Here is a 17,508-nt window from a genome sequence, read left to right as displayed (position 1 = left end):
TTAAAATTTAGTCGTTACTGGTCAGTTAAATCAGGTTCTCTAACCCCACAATCAAATCGTGGCGCGTCATCACCGCATCTAGCGCCAGCCGGACGCCCGTCATGAACGAACCCCGGTCGGTGGTACTTTGTTTGATGGTCAAGGTCTCACCCGGTCCCCCGAAAATGGCTTCTTCGTCCGCCACGAAGCCGGGCAGGCGAATCGCGTGAATCTTGATGCCGTGATAATCGCCACCCCGATCACCCAAGTCGTCTTGTTCATCAGGATTATGCGTCTCGGACTTGCCTTGGGCCTGGTAAATCAGTTTGGCGGTATTCAAGGCGGTGCCGGACGGGGCGTCGCGTTTATCGGCGTGGTGGTACTCGACCACCTCAGCGTGGTCAAAGTACTTGGCGGCTAGTTGAGCGAACTTCATCATCAAAACGGCGGAAACGCCGAAGTTGGCGGCGATGACGCCACCGACTTGGTGGTCGGCGGCTAGTTGTTGTAATGCCGCCGTCTGCTCTTCACTCAACCCACTGGTCCCAATAACCGGACGAATCCCGTATTCAATGGCGGTCTTGGTGTTGGCATAGACCCCACTGGGTAAACTAAAGTCGAGCCAGACATCAGCGGGCACGGCCCAATCCGTCAAAGTATTGACGACCTTGACGCTAGCGTCCAAACCGTAGGCGGCTGGATCTAAGTTGGTCACATGGGGGTTGAACACCCCAACGAGTTGTAAATCGTCGGCCGCTTGAATCATGGCCAGCGCTTTTTGCCCCATAGCGCCCGTGAAGCCGGACACGATAATCGAAATCATTGGCGCACTCCTTCCTGAGTCCCTAAGGCCTGGTATAACGTGGCCTTTTCCTGGTCAGTCAACGCCAGGATCGGTAACCGGCACCCACCGACCTGGTAACCCTGGTCGTTCAAGACCGCCTTGACCGGTGATGGTGACGGGTACATGAACAATGCCGCCATCTTCGGGGTCAGTTCCCGCTGGATGGCCCCAGCGTGCTGGACATCCCCCGTTGCCAAATCGTGATACATGGCTGTCATCTGCTCACCATACAGGTGGGAAGCTACCGACACGACCCCGGTCGCGCCAATCGTCTTGGCGAACAACGCTTGGGCGTCTTCGCCGGTGTAGACCAGGAAGTCGGCTGACACGTGGTCTACGATGGTCTGCACAGCCAACGATCCACACTGCTTGATCCCCGCAATATTCGGAACTTGAGACAACGCGATTACCGTTTCCGGTGTCATGGTGACGCCCGTACGACCCGGGATATTATAGATGATGATGGGTAAATCAGACGCCGCCGCGATGGCCTTGAAGTGGGCCTGCATCCCCCGTTGATTAGGCTTGTTGTAGTATGGGACGACCTCTAAGGCGTAATCGATGCCTTTGATTTGGGCTACCTTGCGGGTGAAGTCGATGGTCGCCTGGGTGTTATTGCTCCCAGCCCCCGCAATGACGGGCACCCGGCCAGCCACCATTTGGCCGAAGCGGGTGTACAGTTCTAATTTCTCGGCTTCCGTTAAGGTCGGCGTTTCCCCCGTCGTGCCCCCGATGACGAAGCCCTGGCTACCGGTCTGAAGTAAGTGTTCGGTCAGGCGTGCTAACGCGTCGTAGTTCACGGCCGAACCATCCGCCGTGAACGGAGTGATGATGGCCGTCAATAAAGTTGCTGTTTGTTCCATAATTACGCCTCCATTATGCTTGCATGCGTTCTTCTAAAAAGCCACAAACCGCGTGGACCCCGCCATGATAGCGGCCTCATGAGGCTGAAACTCGGCGGTATGTAAGGCCCCCGGGCTATCGACACCCAACCAAAACATGGTGCCCGGGATTTTAGCCAATAGGTAGCCGAAGTCCTCACCAGTCATCGCCGGGCGGGTCTCTTGATAGGTGACCGTTGGCTCGTGTTGCATATAGGTGATGAACCGCTGGGTCAACGCCGGATCATTCTCGACGGGATAGTACCCCCCCTGCGTAAAATCGACATCGATGGTCGCGTTGTAAGCCGCGCCGATTCCAGCAGCGACTTCACTGACCCGCTGGCGAATCCGCAGTAACATATCCTGGGTCAAGCCCCGAATCGTGCCCTCGATGCGGGCGGTGCCGGCAATCACGTTGCGAATCGTGCCGGCGTTAACCTTGCCCAAAGTGATCACGCCACAACGCGTGGGGTCGATATCACGCGAGATGATGGTCTGCAGTTGGAGGATTAAAGCCGCGGCGATGACCACCGCATCGGTGGCCTGTTGTGGAAAGGCCGCATGGCCGCTCTTGCCGTGGACCGTCAAATTGACCTCGGTAGTCCCGGCGAACAAGGTCCCCAAGCGACAGCCGATGATCCCGGTCGGTAAAGTCGGATTGTCGTGTAAGCCATAGAACTCATCGACCTGATAATCCCCGGAGAACAGGCCCAAATCGTAGGCTAATTTACCGCCACTTTGGCTTTCTTCGGCTGGTTGAAAGAAGAAGACTAGGTTATCTTTGGGCTGATGGTCGGCAAAGTAGCTCAGAATACCTAAGGCCACCGTCGCGTGTAAATCGTGGCCACAAGCGTGCATCACGCCCGGGTGTTGCGAGCGAAACGCCACGGTCGTGGGCTCGGTGACCGGCAAGGCATCGATGTCCGCCCGATAGCCGATGGTCCGTTGCGGGTCGGCCCCCGCCACTCGAACCAGTAAGGCCGTTTGTAACCGTGGGTCTTCGTGGACTGTCAGATAGGTCTGCGGCAAGGTCGCAATGACCTGTTTCAGGTAGGCCTGCGTTTGGGTCTCCTGCAAAGCTAACTCCGGAATCTGATGCAGATGGCGCCGAATCTTGATCAATTCTGGTTCCGTTAAGGTCATAAGCGTCTCAGATCCTTTTCAATGTGCGTCTTAGCTTCCGTCTGCTGATCTTTGATTTTCAAAACCTTGGCGGGGACGCCCGCCACTACGGCATTTTCGGCCACGTCTTTGGTGACTACAGCTCCGGCACCGACGACCGCATTATCGCCAATCGAGACCCCTTCGAGGACCACGGCGTTGGCGCCAACCGTGACGTTATCGCCAATCGTGACTGGCGTGGCTGAAGCGGGCTCGACTACCCCGGCGAGGACGGCGTTGGCGCCGATGTGGGCGTTTTGTCCCACGATGGCGCGGCCACCCAAGACGGCCCCCATATCAATCATCGACCCGGCCCCAATCCCGGCCCCGATATTAATGACAGCGCCCATCATGATGACGGCATTATCGCCAATCGTCACTTGGTCGCGGATGATAGCGCCCGGTTCGATGCGGGCGTTGACGTGTTCAATCGGCAGCATCGGCACCGCCGAATTCTGGGCGGTTACTTCTAAGTGGTAGTCGGCTGGTTGCTTGTCCGCTAAGAGCGGTTCAATCGCGCGGTAGTCGCCCACCAGGATGGCGAAATCTGGGGCCAAAAAAGACTGCACCCCGCTCGGAATCTGGTCAGCGGTGTAATGCCCCTGCACGGTGACCTTGACCGGTGTAACCTTTTTAGCATTCCCAATGTACGCAATAATTTCTTCAGCACTCATTTTTTGCATTCTCTTTTTCTCCTATCTTATAGGTACGATTGGTCCAAACGGGTCAAATCCGCATAACTTTCACGGGCGACCACGCATTTGGCCTGCCCATTTTCCACGAAAACGACCGCTGGACGTGGGTTACGGTTATAGTTCGACGCCATCGAGTACCCGTAGGCTCCCGTGGCGAGCACCGCGACCAAATCGCCGGGAGCCACGGCCGGCAGGTGCGCCTGGTCGATCAAGATATCCCCGGACTCGCAGTACTTCCCGGCCAGATGGACCGGAGCCACTAACGGCGCGTTGAGATGGTTGGCACAGACCGCCTGGTAGTCGGCTTGATAAAGTGCTGGGCGAATGTTATCGCCCATGCCACCATCGACCGCCACGTACGACGTCAGTTCCGGGATGTCCTTGCGCGACCCTACCGTGTACAGGTTGTAGCCGGCCGGACCCACGATGGACCGACCGGGTTCAAGCCAAACCTCCGGCAACGCCAGGCCACGTAAGGCCACGCGTTTTTTAAACGCCGCGGCGATGTGGTCGATGAACGTTGCCGGACTCAACGGCTGGTCGACATCCGTGTAGCGAATCCCGAAGCCCCCACCAAGATTCAAGACCTCGGGAACGTAATCGAAGCGGTCCCGCCAATCAGCGGCAATGTCGACTAGTTTGTTGGCCAGCAGTTCAAATCCCTGTACCCCAAAAATCTGGGAACCAATGTGGGCGTGAATCCCTATCAGGTGCATCTGGGGGATGGCCAAGACTTGTTGGACCGCTTGGTCGGCCTGACCGGAATCGACGTCGAAGCCAAATTTACTATCGACCTGACCGGTCTGGATGTATTGGTGCGTGTGGGGCGTGATGCCCGGCGTCAACCGCAGCATCACCCAACACGTCGCGTTCTTTTCTAATAAAACGGTGTGCAATAACTCAATCTCGTAAAAGTTATCTAAGATGATGACGCCCACCTGCGCGTCGACGGCCTGTTCCAACTCCGCTCGCGATTTGTTGTTGCCGTGGAAACTAATACGTTCAGCGGGTAAGCCCGCCTGTAACGCCGTGTACAACTCACCGCCGGAGACCACGTCGGTGTGGATCCCCGTTTGGGTCACCAACTGGTACATCGCGACTGTAGCGAAAGCCTTACTGGCGTAACTGACTTGGTAACGCAATCCGTTAGCCTGTAAGCTCTCTTTAAAGGCTTGAATCTGCTGACGTATCGCCGCCACGTCATAGACCACTAACGGTGTGCCGTAGGTCTGCGCCAACTCAACGGTGTCGACGCCTCCCAGAAGTAAATGTCCCGCCGCGTTGGCGGTTAAAGCTGGTTTTTGCATATCGCGATACCTACCCTTCCATTGGGGTTCCGGGGACTAAAAAAGGATCTCTTTGCTCACGAAAACAAAGAGATCCCAGAATTATGCAAATTCTGTATCTTCACTCGTCGCAAGCGCCCCGTAGCCAATTGTTTAATGCTACGACAGTTCGGATCCTCTTGGTGACCCGTCCCAGCTCACTAGGGCCCGTATTCCCTAGCGCTTCGGCGACCGTCCCTTTCCATGCGGTCATGGTCCATACAGGGACTCACACATGTACTGATGTTGGTCGCAACCTCTATTGATGTAATTGAATTAAGATTATAGCAATTCTCATAATCCGTCAAGGGGTCTCATCATTTTTAACCTAGTTCTCACACTTTACAAGCCAATTTATATCGGTCAGACTTGATTTAATCCCAAAAACTGCTAAAGTCGTCATTAAAAATAAATTAGGTTTTTTCAACCTATGAGGTGATAAATGTGAAAGTCGTTAAGTTTGGTGGCGGTTCATTAGCCACCGGCCAACAAGTTAATAAGGTCGTCAATATCATCAAAGCTGATCCGGACCGGCAAGTCATCGTGACCTCCGCCCCTGGCAAACGGTTCAAAGGGGATACCAAGGTGACGGACTTGCTGATTCAATACGCGACACAAGTTCAACAACAAACGGATTACCAGCCCACCGTCCAGGCGATTTTAGCCCGGTACCAAGCCATCAGCGACTACTTTGAACTCCCCGCCGACACCCTGAACCAGATTCAAGCTAAGCTGACCGGACTGGCCACCACGACCTTTACCGATGCGGACCACCAACTAGCCGCCTTCAAGGCTCACGGCGAATGGCTCAACGCCATTTTGATTGCGGCCGTGTTGACCCACCAAGGCATTTCTGCCAAGTTCATGGATCCCAAGACCGCAGGCATCCGCGTTTCGGGTCAGCCCAACGACGCCGACATCTTGCCGGAGACCTACACCAACCTGGCGCAATTGCACGCCGGTGATACCCGGTTGGTCTTTCCCGGCTTCTTCGGTTACACCCCCCAAGGCAGCCTATTTACCTTTGCCCGCGGCGGTTCTGATATCACCGGAGCCATCTTGAGTCGCGGCTTTAGTGCTGACTTATACGAAAACTTTACCGACGTCGACGCCATCTATGCGGCCAACAACCACGTGGTCGACCACCCGGCCATCATCCAGAAGATGTCCTACCGGGAGATGCGAGAACTCTCCTACGCCGGCTTCTCTGTATTCCAAGACGAAGCCATCATTCCGGCGGTCCAAGGACAAGTCCCCGTCAACGTCAAAAACACCAACAATCCCGAGGCGCCGGGCACCCTGATTGTGCCGTCGCAGTTCGTCTTCAATCCCGCTTGTCCCATCACCGGGATTGCCAGTTCGAACCGTTTTTCGGCGCTCTACTTACACCGCTACCTGTTGAACAAGGAAGTCGGCTTCACGCTTAAGCTCCTGGAAATTTTCCAGCGATACAACATCTCTTACGAACACATGCCTTCCGGAATCGATGACCTGACCATCATCTTCGACCGGAGTAAACTGGACGAAGCCACCATCAAGCACCTGTGTGCCGACGTCCGCAAAACGTTGGCTCCGGATTACATGGAATGGATCGACGACTACGCGATCATCATGGTGGTCGGTGAGGGCATCGCCCACAACGTCGACACCATCGGTAAGGTCATCGATTCACTGACCGAAAATAATATCGCCATCCACATGATCAACCAAGGGGCGTCCCGGATTTCTATCATGCTTGGCGTTCAAGCCGGCGATGCCGACAACGCCGTCCGCCAAATCTACCAGACCTTCTTTCAACCTAGCGAGGTGACCACTCATGATTAACCTATTGCGAGCTCACGGCTCCGAAAACCAATTCTTCATTCTTGACCAGACCCAACTTTCAACGCCTTTGACCGACACCGAACTCAGCCACTTGGCCCAAGTCATTTGTCAGCCCCACGCGACTTCTTTGGGCAGTGCCGACGGCGTGTTAGTGGTCAACACCACCACCCACCCCGACTGTCTGGGCGAGATGCGCATCATCAACGCCGACGGTAGCGAGGCCAAGATGTGTGGAAACGGATTGCGGACGGTGACCCGTTATTTAGCCGAAAAATCCAACCAGACCCAATTTAAAATTGCGACCCCGTTCATGGATTTGGCCGTGGAACAAGCGCCTGATTTAGCGCCCAACGTCCCGGCCTTTAGCGTGCAGATTGCCCCCATTTCAATGGCGGCTTCCGATTTACCGTTGCACTACCACGACCAAGCCGTTTTGAATGATCAGGCCGTGCCCGAATTTTTACCCGACCAGACCTTCACGGCCATTGCGGTGCCCAACCCGCACCTCATCAGTTTTGTCGATAAAATCGATGAAGCCGCTCTAGGCCAATTAGGGCAAACGCTGAACGCCCCGAACCCCCATTTCACCGAGGGCGTCAACGTCAGTTTCGCGGAAATTCGGGGGACCAACCACCTTTTCGTGCAGACCTACGAACGGGGCGTGGGCTTCACCAACGCCTGTGGGACCGGAATGTCCGCTACCAGTTTGGCCTTCGCCCGGCAGTTCCCAAGGGCGTTTGATCCCACCACTCCCATCACCGTGCAAAATCCCGGCGGGGTCGTTCAAACCCGGGTGCACCTGGGGAAAACGGCGGCCACCAGTCAGCTTCACTTGATTGGTAATGGCACGTTCACGGCCCGCCTCACCCTGAGTGAAACGGCGCTCCATCAGGCCGATATCACCCAAGTTTTGGTCACCCCAACCACCGAAGAGGCTGCCTACCAGGCCTTTGTCGCCAGCACGGTTCCCGCTACAAAATAAGCTATAATGGCAAAAAAATCCCCCAGCAGGCCAACGCTTGCTGAGGGATTTTCTCAATCATTCTCTTTTTTAGGTGAAGCTAGTCTTTTTTCCGAATCGTAAAGCCGTGCTTACTGCCTTCGGAACGCCGACCACCATTGTCGCGCCGCCGGTCACGGTTGCCACCGCGGTGTTCGTTGCGGTCACTGCCGCCACGCCGGTTTCGGTCGTAGTGCCGGTGTTCGCCGCCACCCCGATGGTTGTTGCCCCGGTGATAACCGCCGCCACGGTGGTAACCACCACCACGCCGCTTGCCACCGCGCTTAGGCAATGGCCGTTCTGGCGTGATCTTGACGGGCACCTGACTGCTGTCGTCCTTGGTGACTTCGTTCAACAAGGCCGCGGCAATATCCGCTGCGTCGTATTCTTCCAACAAAGCATCCGCTGCCTTGCCGTACTTTTCGGTATCCGTCTTCGAAATCAAATCGCTGACGGCTTCCTTAGCCACGCCTAATTGGCCTACAAAAGCCTCTTCAGCCGAAGGTGGCTTCAATGGTAACATCCGCACCCGGGTCAACTTCTCGATTTCACGTAAGTAACCCATTTCGTTTGGCGTCACGAAGGTCATGGATACCCCGTGATTCCCGGCCCGGCCAGTCCGGCCGACCCGGTGCACGTAACTGTCAGGATCTTGTGGGATATCGTAGTTGTAGACGTGAGTCACATCGTTGATGTCGATTCCCCGCGCCGCTACGTCGGTCGCCACTAAGATGTCCAATTTACCGTGCCGGAACTCATTCATGATTTGGGTCCGACGCTTTTGCGTCAAATCCCCATGAATCCCAGCAGCGTTGTAGCCCCGGGCTTTAAGACCGTTGGCGATTTCGTCGACCCGACGCTTAGTCCGCGTGAAGACGATGGTCAAGTCCGGATCTTGGACGTCGAAGAACCGCGTCATGATATCGAATTTCTCAAAATCACGAGACCGGACGTAGTATTGATCGATCAAATCGGTGGTCAATTCCTTGGCCTTGATCTTGACGTGCTTCGGGTCCTGCATGAATTGCACCCCGACCCGTTTGATTTCGGGTGGCATAGTCGCTGAGAATAGCATGGTTTGCCGTTCTTCTGGCAATTGCTTGATGATGTCTTCGATATCATCCAAGAAACCCATGTTCAACATTTCGTCGGCTTCGTCCAGGACCAGCATTTGCACGTGGTCCAGTTTCAGCGTCCGGCGCCGGATGTGGTCTAATAACCGACCAGGAGTCCCGACCACCACTTGAGGATGGTTCTTTAAACTCTTGATTTGCCGGCGAATATCCGCCCCACCGTAAACCACTTGGACGTTGGCCCGTTCAGTCCGGCCTAATTTATAGATTTCTTCTTGAGTCTGGATGGCCAGTTCCCGCGTTGGGGAAACGACAAGGGCCTGCACGTTAGGATTTTTTTTGTCAATCTTTTCCAGAATGGGGAGTGCGAAGGCGGCCGTTTTACCGGTCCCCGTCTGAGCTTGGCCAATCACATCTTGGCCGGCTAACACCATGGGGATGGTCTCAGCCTGAATTGGGGTCGCTTCTTCGTAACCTGCTTCAGTCACAGCTTTCAGTAGGTCTTCGGAGAGACCCAGTTCTTTAAACTTCAAGTATAATTTCCTCCTAAATGAGTACGTCACCCTAGCGCTTCGTTAGTCTTGGAAAAAATCCGTTTTCCATAATAACGACTAACGATTGGCTAGGGCGGAGTAAGTTCGTTTCTTAAATTTTACAACTTAACCATCATACATCGTCACATTAAAATAAGCAACTTCCAAGACTCCGGGAAATTGCTTACATTCAAACTATTTTTCATTTTCTTGGCTCGGCAGTAATTTTGCCAAGACATTTTCGAGGTGAATCCCGTGCGAGGCCTTCAATAGGATCTGGTCGTTGGCCGTCAAAGTGGTTTGTAAGGCGGCCGTCACTCCCGCTAAATCGTCACTAGCAAAATGCGTCACTGGTAAATCCGGCGCCTGGGTGGCTAGTGCCTTTTGTAAGGCCTGCATCTGGGGGCCCACCAAGTAGACCTGCGCAAACTGACCGGTCGCCAGCGCGTCAGCTAAACCGGCATGTAAGGCTGGCGCCTGGTCGCCCAGTTCTAACATGTCACCTAACACCACGAGCCGCCGCCCGTTTGGCTTGAGCGGAGTTTGGGCAAAGGCGTGCAGGACCTGCCGGACCGCCGTGGGGTTGGAATTGTACACGTCACTGAGAATCCGTTCGCCCTGCTTTCCACTCATCCACTCGGCGCGGTTCTCCGTCAACGAGACTGTTTTAAGGGCCCGTTGCGCATTTTCCGGTTGAATCCGATAAATCGTCCCGACCGCGAGCGCCGCCAACGCGTTCTTAACGTTGTATTCCCCAATCATAGGTAACGTAAAAGTCACGTCCGGCCACTTGTTGGTCGTAAAACTGGTGCTGGTGGCCGCACTGGTCACGTCGGTAGCGTAATAGTCATCATCGTCGTGCCGACCAAAGGTGACCTGTTGCTGGGGCAAATCCGTCACCCGCTCACGCAACAACGGTTCGTCACCGTCGTAAACGAAGAGACCATCATCGCTAAGGCCGTGGGTGATTTCAAATTTGGCGTCCGCAATCTTATCGCGGGTCCCAAAGAACTCGATGTGGGCTTCCCCAATCATGGTCACAACGGCCACATCCGGCATCACCAGCTTACTCAAGAAGTCCAATTGCCCCGGGCGGTCCATCCCCATCTCGACGACTAACATCTCGGTGTTGGGTTCCATCGATAGCACCGTCATCGGCACGCCGATTTCGTTGTTGAAGTTAGCGTGGGTCTTGGTCACGTTGAACTGGGTGCTTAAAATCGCCGCAATCATATCCTTGGTCGTGGTCTTCCCGTTACTGCCAGTGACGGCCACCACCCGGGGATTGATTTTGGTTAAATAGTATTGGGCCAGGGTCTGCAAGGCGATCAGTGAATTTTCGACTTGGAGCACCGGAAAGTCAGCCGGCGCCTGGGCGAGATCCTGCGCCCACAAAGTTGCGACCGCACCATGATCAATCGCTGATTGAACAAACTGGTGGCCATCTTGTTCCCCGGTCAACGGGATAAAGAGTCCCCCCGGTTGCAGGTGCCGACTGTCGAACGCAACACTGGTCACGTTCACGTCTGCCCACTGGTCATAATCATTGATTGCTCCAATCGCGTGGGCAATCTCTGCAAGTTGCATCTTCATCTTATTTACTCCCATTTTCGCGGGATGCTTAGGTCCCGCGTCATTCTGAATACCGGCGTCAAACACCGCCGGCCTAAAACTCTGATTTCCATTATACCATTAATTGGCTCAGACTAATAAAAACCCCTGACGGTCACCGTCAAGGGTTCGATTATTAGTTAACGTCAGTCGCGGTCTTATGAGCCGCGCTTGCATCATAACAAAGTTAGATTAAATCCGCAACCGCCCCAAAGGCCTGATTGTCATGAATCGACAACGCCCATTCTCGGGTGGTCAGGTCGTAGCGTAAACTCGCGACTTCCTTGGAGTCGGCGTACACCTCTTCTTGTAGATGCCAAGTTGCCTGGCGCTCCGGGTGTTGAACGGCGCGCACCGGAATCATGTAGACTCGGTGGCGTTCGACCAGCTGATCAAAGGCGATGACCGCCCCGTCCAACAACCCTTCCGTCAGCTGTAACAAGATTTCGTGGGGCACATCGCTGATGGCTAACGGCCGGGCGAAGACCCACCGGTTGTTGTGCATCGACCGCAAGTGGCGCTTAATGCTCACGTCGAGCACGTGGCCGAAGTTGGGTAACTTCCGGTAATAAATCTTGTAAAAGCCGTCGCGCAGGGTCAAAAATGCGTAGTTGTTTTGGAGTTTAGCATAAAATGGCGTCCGCAGATGGGTTTCCATGTGTCCCAGATACAGCAATTCAGCAATCTCACTGGGCAACAGAAAATCTAGATCATCTGCATGAACGTAATCCAGCCACTTGACGGCTTGTTGGTGCTTCGCTAAGAGGTAGCGGCGTACCTGGGCTTGACCGGTCACCGTTTGAAAACGCGTGTGCGGATTCAACGTGACCGCGTCGCCCACTTCCGGATTCAGAAGCAGCAACTGATTGGGGACTTCCGGCACCCCATTTAAAAAATCAGCCGGTGAAATTCCTAACGAGTAAACCATGTTCGTGACGGGCTCTAAACTGAGATAGACAAAATTTCCACGCATGCGCTTTTACACTCTTTCTACTGAAGTTCCCTTTCCATTGTACACCGAAAACTTGCCCAGCTTACCGTTTGCATTGTTACATTTTCTCGAGGCGTTCGATCCGTTTGGCAATTGGCGGGTGGGTCGCAAAGAGGTCGCCAATCTTGTGTTGATGCTTAAACGGGTCACCGATGTACATCGCCGCACTGCTGGGGTCGGCGGCTTGCATCGGTTCGCTATCGTCAATCTTACGCAATGCCATGATCAACCCTTGGGGGTTCCGCGTTAATTCGACGCTCGAGGCGTCCGCCAGGTACTCGCGATTACGCGACAACGCCATCTGGGCGATACTAGCAGCTAACGGTGCCAAGAAGATCAACAGGATGGACACCACCAACTGGAGGATGCCCCCCGCCGAGTTGTCGTCGTCATCGTCACGCCGGCCCGCGCCGAACCACATCAGATTCGAGGCCAGGTTGACCAGAAAACTAATGGCCGCGGACAACGCCAAGGCAATCGTCTGTAAACGAATATCGTAGTTGCGCACGTGTGAAATCTCGTGGCCAATCACGCCCTCGAGTTCCTCGCGGTTCAAGCGTTCCAACAGCCCCGTAGTCACGGCTACCACCGACTTTTCGGGACGGTTACCGGTCGCAAAGGCGTTGGGACTGGGGTCGTCGATGATAAAGACCCGCGGCATGGGCACCTGCCCTACCATGGCCATGTCTTCGATCAGGTGCCAGAGTTGTGGCGCCTGGTCGACCGAGTGAATCTCCTGGGCGTGGTTCAAATCCATGACCACGTTGGTCGAATTGGCGATCATCAGGCCCATGTAAATGGCCGTGACGATGGCTGCCCAAAAACACCCGGCTAACCAGCTACCGGCAAAGAGGTCGCCTAAGGCCGCACCCAACACAACGACTAACGCCGCAAAGCCGGCCATGACGTAGCCCGTACGCCGTTTATTCATGGCAATTTGTTCATACAACATCACAATCGCCTACTTACTTATCGCCGTTCAGGTCGTCAAAGTTGACCTTCGGCGTCGTCTTTTCTTCTTCCGGCACTTCCAAGTAGGCTTCCTGCTGGAAGTGGTGAACCTTCGCCACCAAGTTAGCCGGGAAGGATTGGACCTTCATGTTCAGACTGGCCACGGTACTGTTGTAAAGTTGCCGCGAATAGGCAATCTTATTTTCCGTGTTGGTCAGCTCTTCCATTAAATTACTGAACTACGTGTTCGCTTTTAGATCCGGATAGTTTTCCGCAACCGCGAATAGCGACCGCAAGGACCCAGACAAGGCGTTGGAAACTTCCATGGTCTGTTGCCGGTCCCCCGCCGGCACCTCCGTCAATTGATTCCGCAGGTTGACCACTTTGGTCAAGGTCGCCTGCTCGTATTTGGCGTACCCCTTCGCGGTGGAAATCAAATTAGGAATCAAATCATTCCGTCGTTTGAGTTGCACGTCGATTTGACTCCACGATTCTTGTACGTGCGTGCGGATCTGGACGAAACCGTTATATAGGGCCACGTACCAGATGACCAACACGACCACGATAATAATGGCAATGATCCAAGCCATCGCTACCACTCCTCCAATTAAATTTGTTAGACTAATCATAACAAACGCGGTAGACCGGTACCAGCATCTACGCGCTAATTTAGAAATTCCTTTAGGAGGTTCACCACCTATGCAGCATATCCTATTCGTTTGTCTGGGCAACATCTGCCGTTCCCCCATGGCCGAAGCCATCGCCACTCAGACCATCGACCAACACCACTGGCAAGACCAGTTTCGTGTTGAGTCGGTTGCAACGAGTCCCGAAGAAGAGGGGAACCCGCCACACCCTGGTGCCTTGAAGGCCATGCGCGCTCACGGTCTCGACGCCAGTGCCCACCGTTCGCGCCCCATCACGGCGCAAGACTTCGACTGGGCGGATACCATCATCACCATGGACCACGCCAACGTGGCCAACTTGAAACGCATGGCGCCGTCTCCTACCGACGCGGCCAAGGTCCAGTTGTGCTTGGACATCTTCCCCGACAGGCGGGGCCAAGCCATCGATGACCCTTGGTTCACTCACAAATTCGAGTTGACCTACCAGGAACTGGCCGCGGCCGTCCCGGCGTGGTTGACCAAACTCCAAAATACCGATTAAGCCAGCAGGCCACTAGCCAAAACCGTAACGTATCGTTGCTATTCTTGCTAGTGGCCTGTTCGCAGTTATTTTTGTTTATCTGTCGGCTCCGACGTATCCCTAGACGTCTGATCCTTGTCACGATGGTTCTTCCATAACAGGAACCCAATGATGGCTAACAGCAGCAGGATGATGAGGCCGCCCGCTAAGAACCACCAGAAGTAGCTCGGCGCTTGCGGCTGGTTGTAGCGATTGGCGAACTGCTTCAACTGTTGTTGCGTCACCGTGAAGTTTCTGACGAAGTGCCAGTGGTAGCCGCCCTTGGCCGTGGCGTCCAACGTCATGGTGTATTGGCCCGCTTTCAACTGGGTGTTGCCCCAAGGAAGCGAATAGGTAAAGTGGCTGTTGGGTGCCATTGCCAGGTTGCCCTTGGTATTTTGCAGGAGAATTTTACTGCTGTTGAGTTTGGTAACCTGCGTCTTGATCTTCAGGTTACTCATAATGCCCGGTTCCGGGTTTTGGAGTTTGGCGTTGACTTGGTTGAGCGAATTGCGCTGCCCCGCTTCTACTGATAGTAGATTCAGGTTTGGGGCCACGTCGACGGCTGCTTCGCGCAACCGGACGCCAATGACGTAGGCAAAGCTGTTGGTCAACGACACGCCCTTACTTGACTTGTCAGCGTCCTTCCCCAACTTACGGACGTTGATGCCGCCCAGAATCATCCCGTTAATCCGTTTGGCTGGCATGGTCAAATGAACCGACACGTCTTTGGTCTGCTTCGCGGGTACCGTGACCGTCGGCACCTTTTTCGCCCCGAAGACGTCCTTGATGCTGACCTTAAGTGACGAATCCAACTGCGGGTTAGTTTGGCTATAGTCGATCACCCCGTTGTCATTGGTCACCGCCTGATTCACGTTGACCTGAAAACGCTGGGATTTCTTGGTCTGGTTGGTGATGGCGACCGTCAGCTTTTCGTGTTGCTTAGGTTTCACGCGCAACGCAAAGTACGTTGCGCTACTGTCGTCTTGGTTCTTGGGCAACACGGCATTGACCGTATAACCCACGCTGTCCGCGTGACTGAGTTGCGGCCAGCCTAAAAAGGTTAACCCCACGGCCCCTAATATTAACGCCCATTGCCAAAATCGTTTCATGATTCCCCGCCCCCATAATTGACTCCAAGATGCCCTTATTATAGCAAACTCTAACCCCCGTGTCCCTAATACTAAGTCGCCTATCCGAGGGATTATTTTCGTGACGGAACAAACTAAAAACGGACCAGCAATTAACTGCTGATCCGTAGTGTGTTCCAAGTTGAGTTCGAAGTTAAGAAGCTGGCGTCGTTGCGGCTCCTGATGGGGCGTTGGTCAACGTCCAGGTCAGATTCGACGTGTAAGTGCCCGCAAGGTTATTTTGCGCTACGTTTAGGGTGGCGTTAGTGTACGGCATATTCCAGGTTCCTAAACCAGATTTAACTGCCGCTGTCGCCACTGGAACGTTACCCGATGAACCGTCAGTATTTAGTATTACATTGCTAACCGTTGGCATGTTGGCCGTTGCATCCGCATTATTATCCGTAGTTTCTGATGTTGGTGAACCTGCAGTCAAGTTAAGGTTGCTGGCTTTCAAGACGTCTCCATTTGTAGATGTCATTGGCCCACTTGCTACGGTCACGTTCCACCCAGTCGCAATCCCAGGGTTAATTACCGTTACGGGAGCCAGTGTATTGGCCGTTACATAATGAGCCTCACTCGTGGAGGTGTCGATGGTCTGCGTTCCAAATTGAAACCCCGGCACGCTCTGCAATTTAATCCCGCCAGCTAGTCCGTTAGTGTTTCCATCACTACTATCACCCGAGAAACTTTCAGCATTTAACGTCACATTCGCCGTGGTAGTCGATGTCCCAGAAACGGGACTACTGGAACTAGAACTAGAACTAGCGTCGTCGGCATTTACCGTAATTCCGCCAGCTACCAGGAACCCCGCTAGTGTCGAAGCCGCCACTAGTAGGCGTAAAATTTTCTTAGTCATCATTGCTCACTCCTCAGTTTATGAACACCGGTTTTACCGGCTTAGCTGTCACAACCTCATCTCTCTGTCAGGCGCTCCCTGGCCCCTGTAATCCAAAAGTCAATGACTCGGTAGTGCCAGCAGAAATTCATTTCCACCTTTTAGCAGACGTATAATAAATTAAATCAGTACCTGCAGTCCTTAAGTAACCCCACCAGCCAGTCAAATAAACTAATGGGACATCCCAAACCTTTTTCGCATCATCCGATAATTCAGTAACCTGATTTTCTGTTTAAAGTGGCATGGATTCCTAATCTACCGCGATTTAGCCAATTTTGTAAGTTAACCTACATTTTCGAAATACTGATCGATCAGCGACTCCGCGTCAAAATTAAACGGTTACAAAACCAAATCACCAAGGCCAGCTCGTTCAAGCCATCGATGGTTTATAAGTATAATAGCACGCTCACCTACCATTGTCCATAATTTGTCTGGTGGGTAATTGGCATTTTTATGTTTTTCACCGTTCACTTTGCCAACGGGGCCCAAATCATGCCCGGCAATCAGCGTGATGATGGGCTTTAATCACGACCCTGTATCGCTTGTCCCCGACACTAAAACGGCCCACAATTAAAATTTTAAAGTCTCTGCTAAAAGCCGTTACAGTGTAAACGAGTTTACTGTTAAAACGAAACCGTCCGGACCAGCACTCATGCTAGTCCGGACGGTTATTTGGTTAGGTTTAATTATTGAAGCTACCGGCGAAGCCCTTCCGAACGGATTCTGGCGCTTGCTTGTATGGCATCTTTTGCACGTACTTGCCCCGAATCATCAAGCGGTTGGCCCCAGTCGCATCACAGGTAATCAGCGTCACCAGCTTACGCTTAGTCTGGTTGACTACCTGCACGTCGGTCGGCGGGATAAACTTGCGGACCGTCACCTTGTATTGATAGACCGTTTTGGCGTTGGTCAAATAGATGCTCTGGCCTAACTTGGTCTTGAAATAAAGAGGACTGAACAGCACCGTGTGTGACACCATGTGGTGACCAGCTAACGGGTAGTTACCCTCCCCCATCTTCTGGTCGGGCCGCATGGTCCCCGCTGTGAGGGCCAGAACTTCGTTACTGACTCCTTTGCCGATCGGCAAATGGATATTCGACTGGGGCAAGAGAATCTGTCCCACCACGTGAATATCCTTAGACTTCAACCGGGCTTTCGCCACCGTTGAAAAGTCGAGTGATTTTACTTTTTTAAAGTCATAAGTGGCTTTCTTCTTTTGGTTGCGCCGGACCGACCCGGTCATGACCTTGGGTTGATAGGAGGACACCATCCAGGTCTTGATCTGTTCGTTAAAGATAAGTCCCAACGAGACCAGGATCAAGAGTAGGAAAATCAGTGTGCCCCACCAGCGGCGGCGCTCGTTCTTTTGACGCATCCTAACCCAACTCCTTCCCCAATTCCCCTTGATTTTACCGCAATTGGTCGAA

The 17,508-nt window shown here is 53.7% G+C and carries 14 protein-coding genes, 2 pseudogenes and 1 riboswitch; of the genes and pseudogenes, 3 read left to right on the top strand and 13 right to left on the bottom strand.

Going from position 1 to position 17,508, the window contains the following annotated elements:
• Positions 1-25 precede the first annotated feature (25 nt).
• The 5 genes and pseudogenes from dapB to lysA all read right to left on the bottom strand — a co-directional run bounded on the left by dapB (position 26) and on the right by lysA (position 4,867).
• Positions 26-802, bottom strand: a complete 777-nt coding sequence (dapB, locus tag H3M12_RS05710) for a 4-hydroxy-tetrahydrodipicolinate reductase (protein ID WP_129032667.1) — start codon at positions 800-802, stop codon at positions 26-28.
• Positions 799-1,686, bottom strand: a complete 888-nt coding sequence (dapA, locus tag H3M12_RS05705; RefSeq protein WP_129032668.1) for a 4-hydroxy-tetrahydrodipicolinate synthase — start codon at positions 1,684-1,686, stop codon at positions 799-801. Before dapA ends, dapB begins: the two co-directional genes overlap by 4 nt.
• A 13-nt stretch (positions 1,687-1,699) precedes the next feature.
• Positions 1,700-2,847, bottom strand: a pseudogene (locus tag H3M12_RS05700) (N-acetyldiaminopimelate deacetylase).
• Positions 2,844-3,548: a 2,3,4,5-tetrahydropyridine-2,6-dicarboxylate N-acetyltransferase gene (gene dapD / locus H3M12_RS05695; protein ID WP_182151035.1), complete on the bottom strand. Its 705-nt coding sequence runs from the start codon at positions 3,546-3,548 to the stop codon at positions 2,844-2,846. Before dapD ends, H3M12_RS05700 begins: the two are co-directional and overlap by 4 nt.
• A gap of 17 nt (positions 3,549-3,565) precedes the next feature.
• A complete protein-coding gene (lysA, locus tag H3M12_RS05690) occupies positions 3,566-4,867 on the bottom strand; it encodes a diaminopimelate decarboxylase (RefSeq protein WP_129032671.1) in 1,302 nt (433 codons plus the stop codon).
• A 103-nt stretch (positions 4,868-4,970) separates the two neighbouring features.
• Positions 4,971-5,155: riboswitch (Lysine riboswitch) on the bottom strand.
• Positions 5,156-5,329: 174 nt separating this feature from the next.
• Between lysA and H3M12_RS05685 the strand changes: the two genes are divergently transcribed.
• A complete protein-coding gene (locus tag H3M12_RS05685) occupies positions 5,330-6,709 on the top strand; it encodes an aspartate kinase (RefSeq protein WP_182151034.1) in 1,380 nt (459 codons plus the stop codon).
• Positions 6,702-7,691, top strand: coding sequence for a diaminopimelate epimerase (dapF, locus tag H3M12_RS05680; protein WP_129032673.1), 990 nt, complete (start codon positions 6,702-6,704; stop codon positions 7,689-7,691). The genes H3M12_RS05685 and dapF overlap by 8 nt, the downstream gene beginning before the upstream one ends.
• A 79-nt stretch (positions 7,692-7,770) precedes the next feature.
• Here dapF and H3M12_RS05675 read toward each other — a convergent pair whose 3' ends face one another.
• The 5 genes and pseudogenes from H3M12_RS05675 to H3M12_RS05655 all read right to left on the bottom strand — a co-directional run bounded on the left by H3M12_RS05675 (position 7,771) and on the right by H3M12_RS05655 (position 13,458).
• Complete coding sequence (locus tag H3M12_RS05675; RefSeq protein ID WP_129032674.1) at positions 7,771-9,315, bottom strand: DEAD/DEAH box helicase; 1,545 nt, start codon at positions 9,313-9,315, stop codon at positions 7,771-7,773.
• Positions 9,316-9,510: 195 nt separating this feature from the next.
• Positions 9,511-10,908: a UDP-N-acetylmuramoyl-tripeptide--D-alanyl-D-alanine ligase gene (locus tag H3M12_RS05670; protein ID WP_182151033.1), complete on the bottom strand. Its 1,398-nt coding sequence runs from the start codon at positions 10,906-10,908 to the stop codon at positions 9,511-9,513.
• 205 nt (positions 10,909-11,113) lie between these two features.
• Complete coding sequence (locus H3M12_RS05665; RefSeq protein WP_129032676.1) at positions 11,114-11,899, bottom strand: hypothetical protein; 786 nt, start codon at positions 11,897-11,899, stop codon at positions 11,114-11,116.
• A 76-nt stretch (positions 11,900-11,975) separates the two neighbouring features.
• On the bottom strand, positions 11,976-12,869 hold the full coding sequence (gene htpX, locus H3M12_RS05660; protein WP_129032677.1) for a zinc metalloprotease HtpX: 894 nt from the start codon (positions 12,867-12,869) through the stop codon (positions 11,976-11,978).
• Positions 12,870-12,882: 13 nt separating this feature from the next.
• Positions 12,883-13,458: pseudogene (locus tag H3M12_RS05655) on the bottom strand (LemA family protein).
• A 109-nt stretch (positions 13,459-13,567) separates the two neighbouring features.
• On the opposite strand from H3M12_RS05655, the gene H3M12_RS05650 reads away from it, so the two are divergent.
• A complete protein-coding gene (locus H3M12_RS05650) occupies positions 13,568-14,035 on the top strand; it encodes a low molecular weight protein-tyrosine-phosphatase (protein ID WP_129032678.1) in 468 nt (155 codons plus the stop codon).
• Between the two features lie 65 nt (positions 14,036-14,100).
• Here the strand turns inward: H3M12_RS05650 and H3M12_RS05645 are convergent, their stop codons facing one another.
• The 3 genes from H3M12_RS05645 to H3M12_RS05635 form a co-directional block, all read right to left on the bottom strand.
• Complete coding sequence (locus H3M12_RS05645) at positions 14,101-15,165, bottom strand: DUF916 and DUF3324 domain-containing protein (RefSeq protein ID WP_129032679.1); 1,065 nt, start codon at positions 15,163-15,165, stop codon at positions 14,101-14,103.
• Between the two features lie 172 nt (positions 15,166-15,337).
• Positions 15,338-16,042, bottom strand: a complete 705-nt coding sequence (locus tag H3M12_RS05640; protein WP_182151032.1) for a WxL domain-containing protein — start codon at positions 16,040-16,042, stop codon at positions 15,338-15,340.
• Between the two features lie 721 nt (positions 16,043-16,763).
• Positions 16,764-17,456 (bottom strand): class A sortase, encoded by a 693-nt coding sequence (locus H3M12_RS05635; RefSeq protein ID WP_182151031.1) that lies wholly within the window; start codon positions 17,454-17,456, stop codon positions 16,764-16,766.
• Positions 17,457-17,508 lie beyond the last annotated feature (52 nt).

It is taken from the genome of Levilactobacillus suantsaii (assembly GCF_014069315.1).
In the GTDB taxonomy this organism is placed as follows: Bacteria; Bacillota; Bacilli; order Lactobacillales; family Lactobacillaceae; genus Levilactobacillus; species Levilactobacillus suantsaii.
This window is presented reverse-complemented; position numbering and strand designations above follow the sequence as displayed.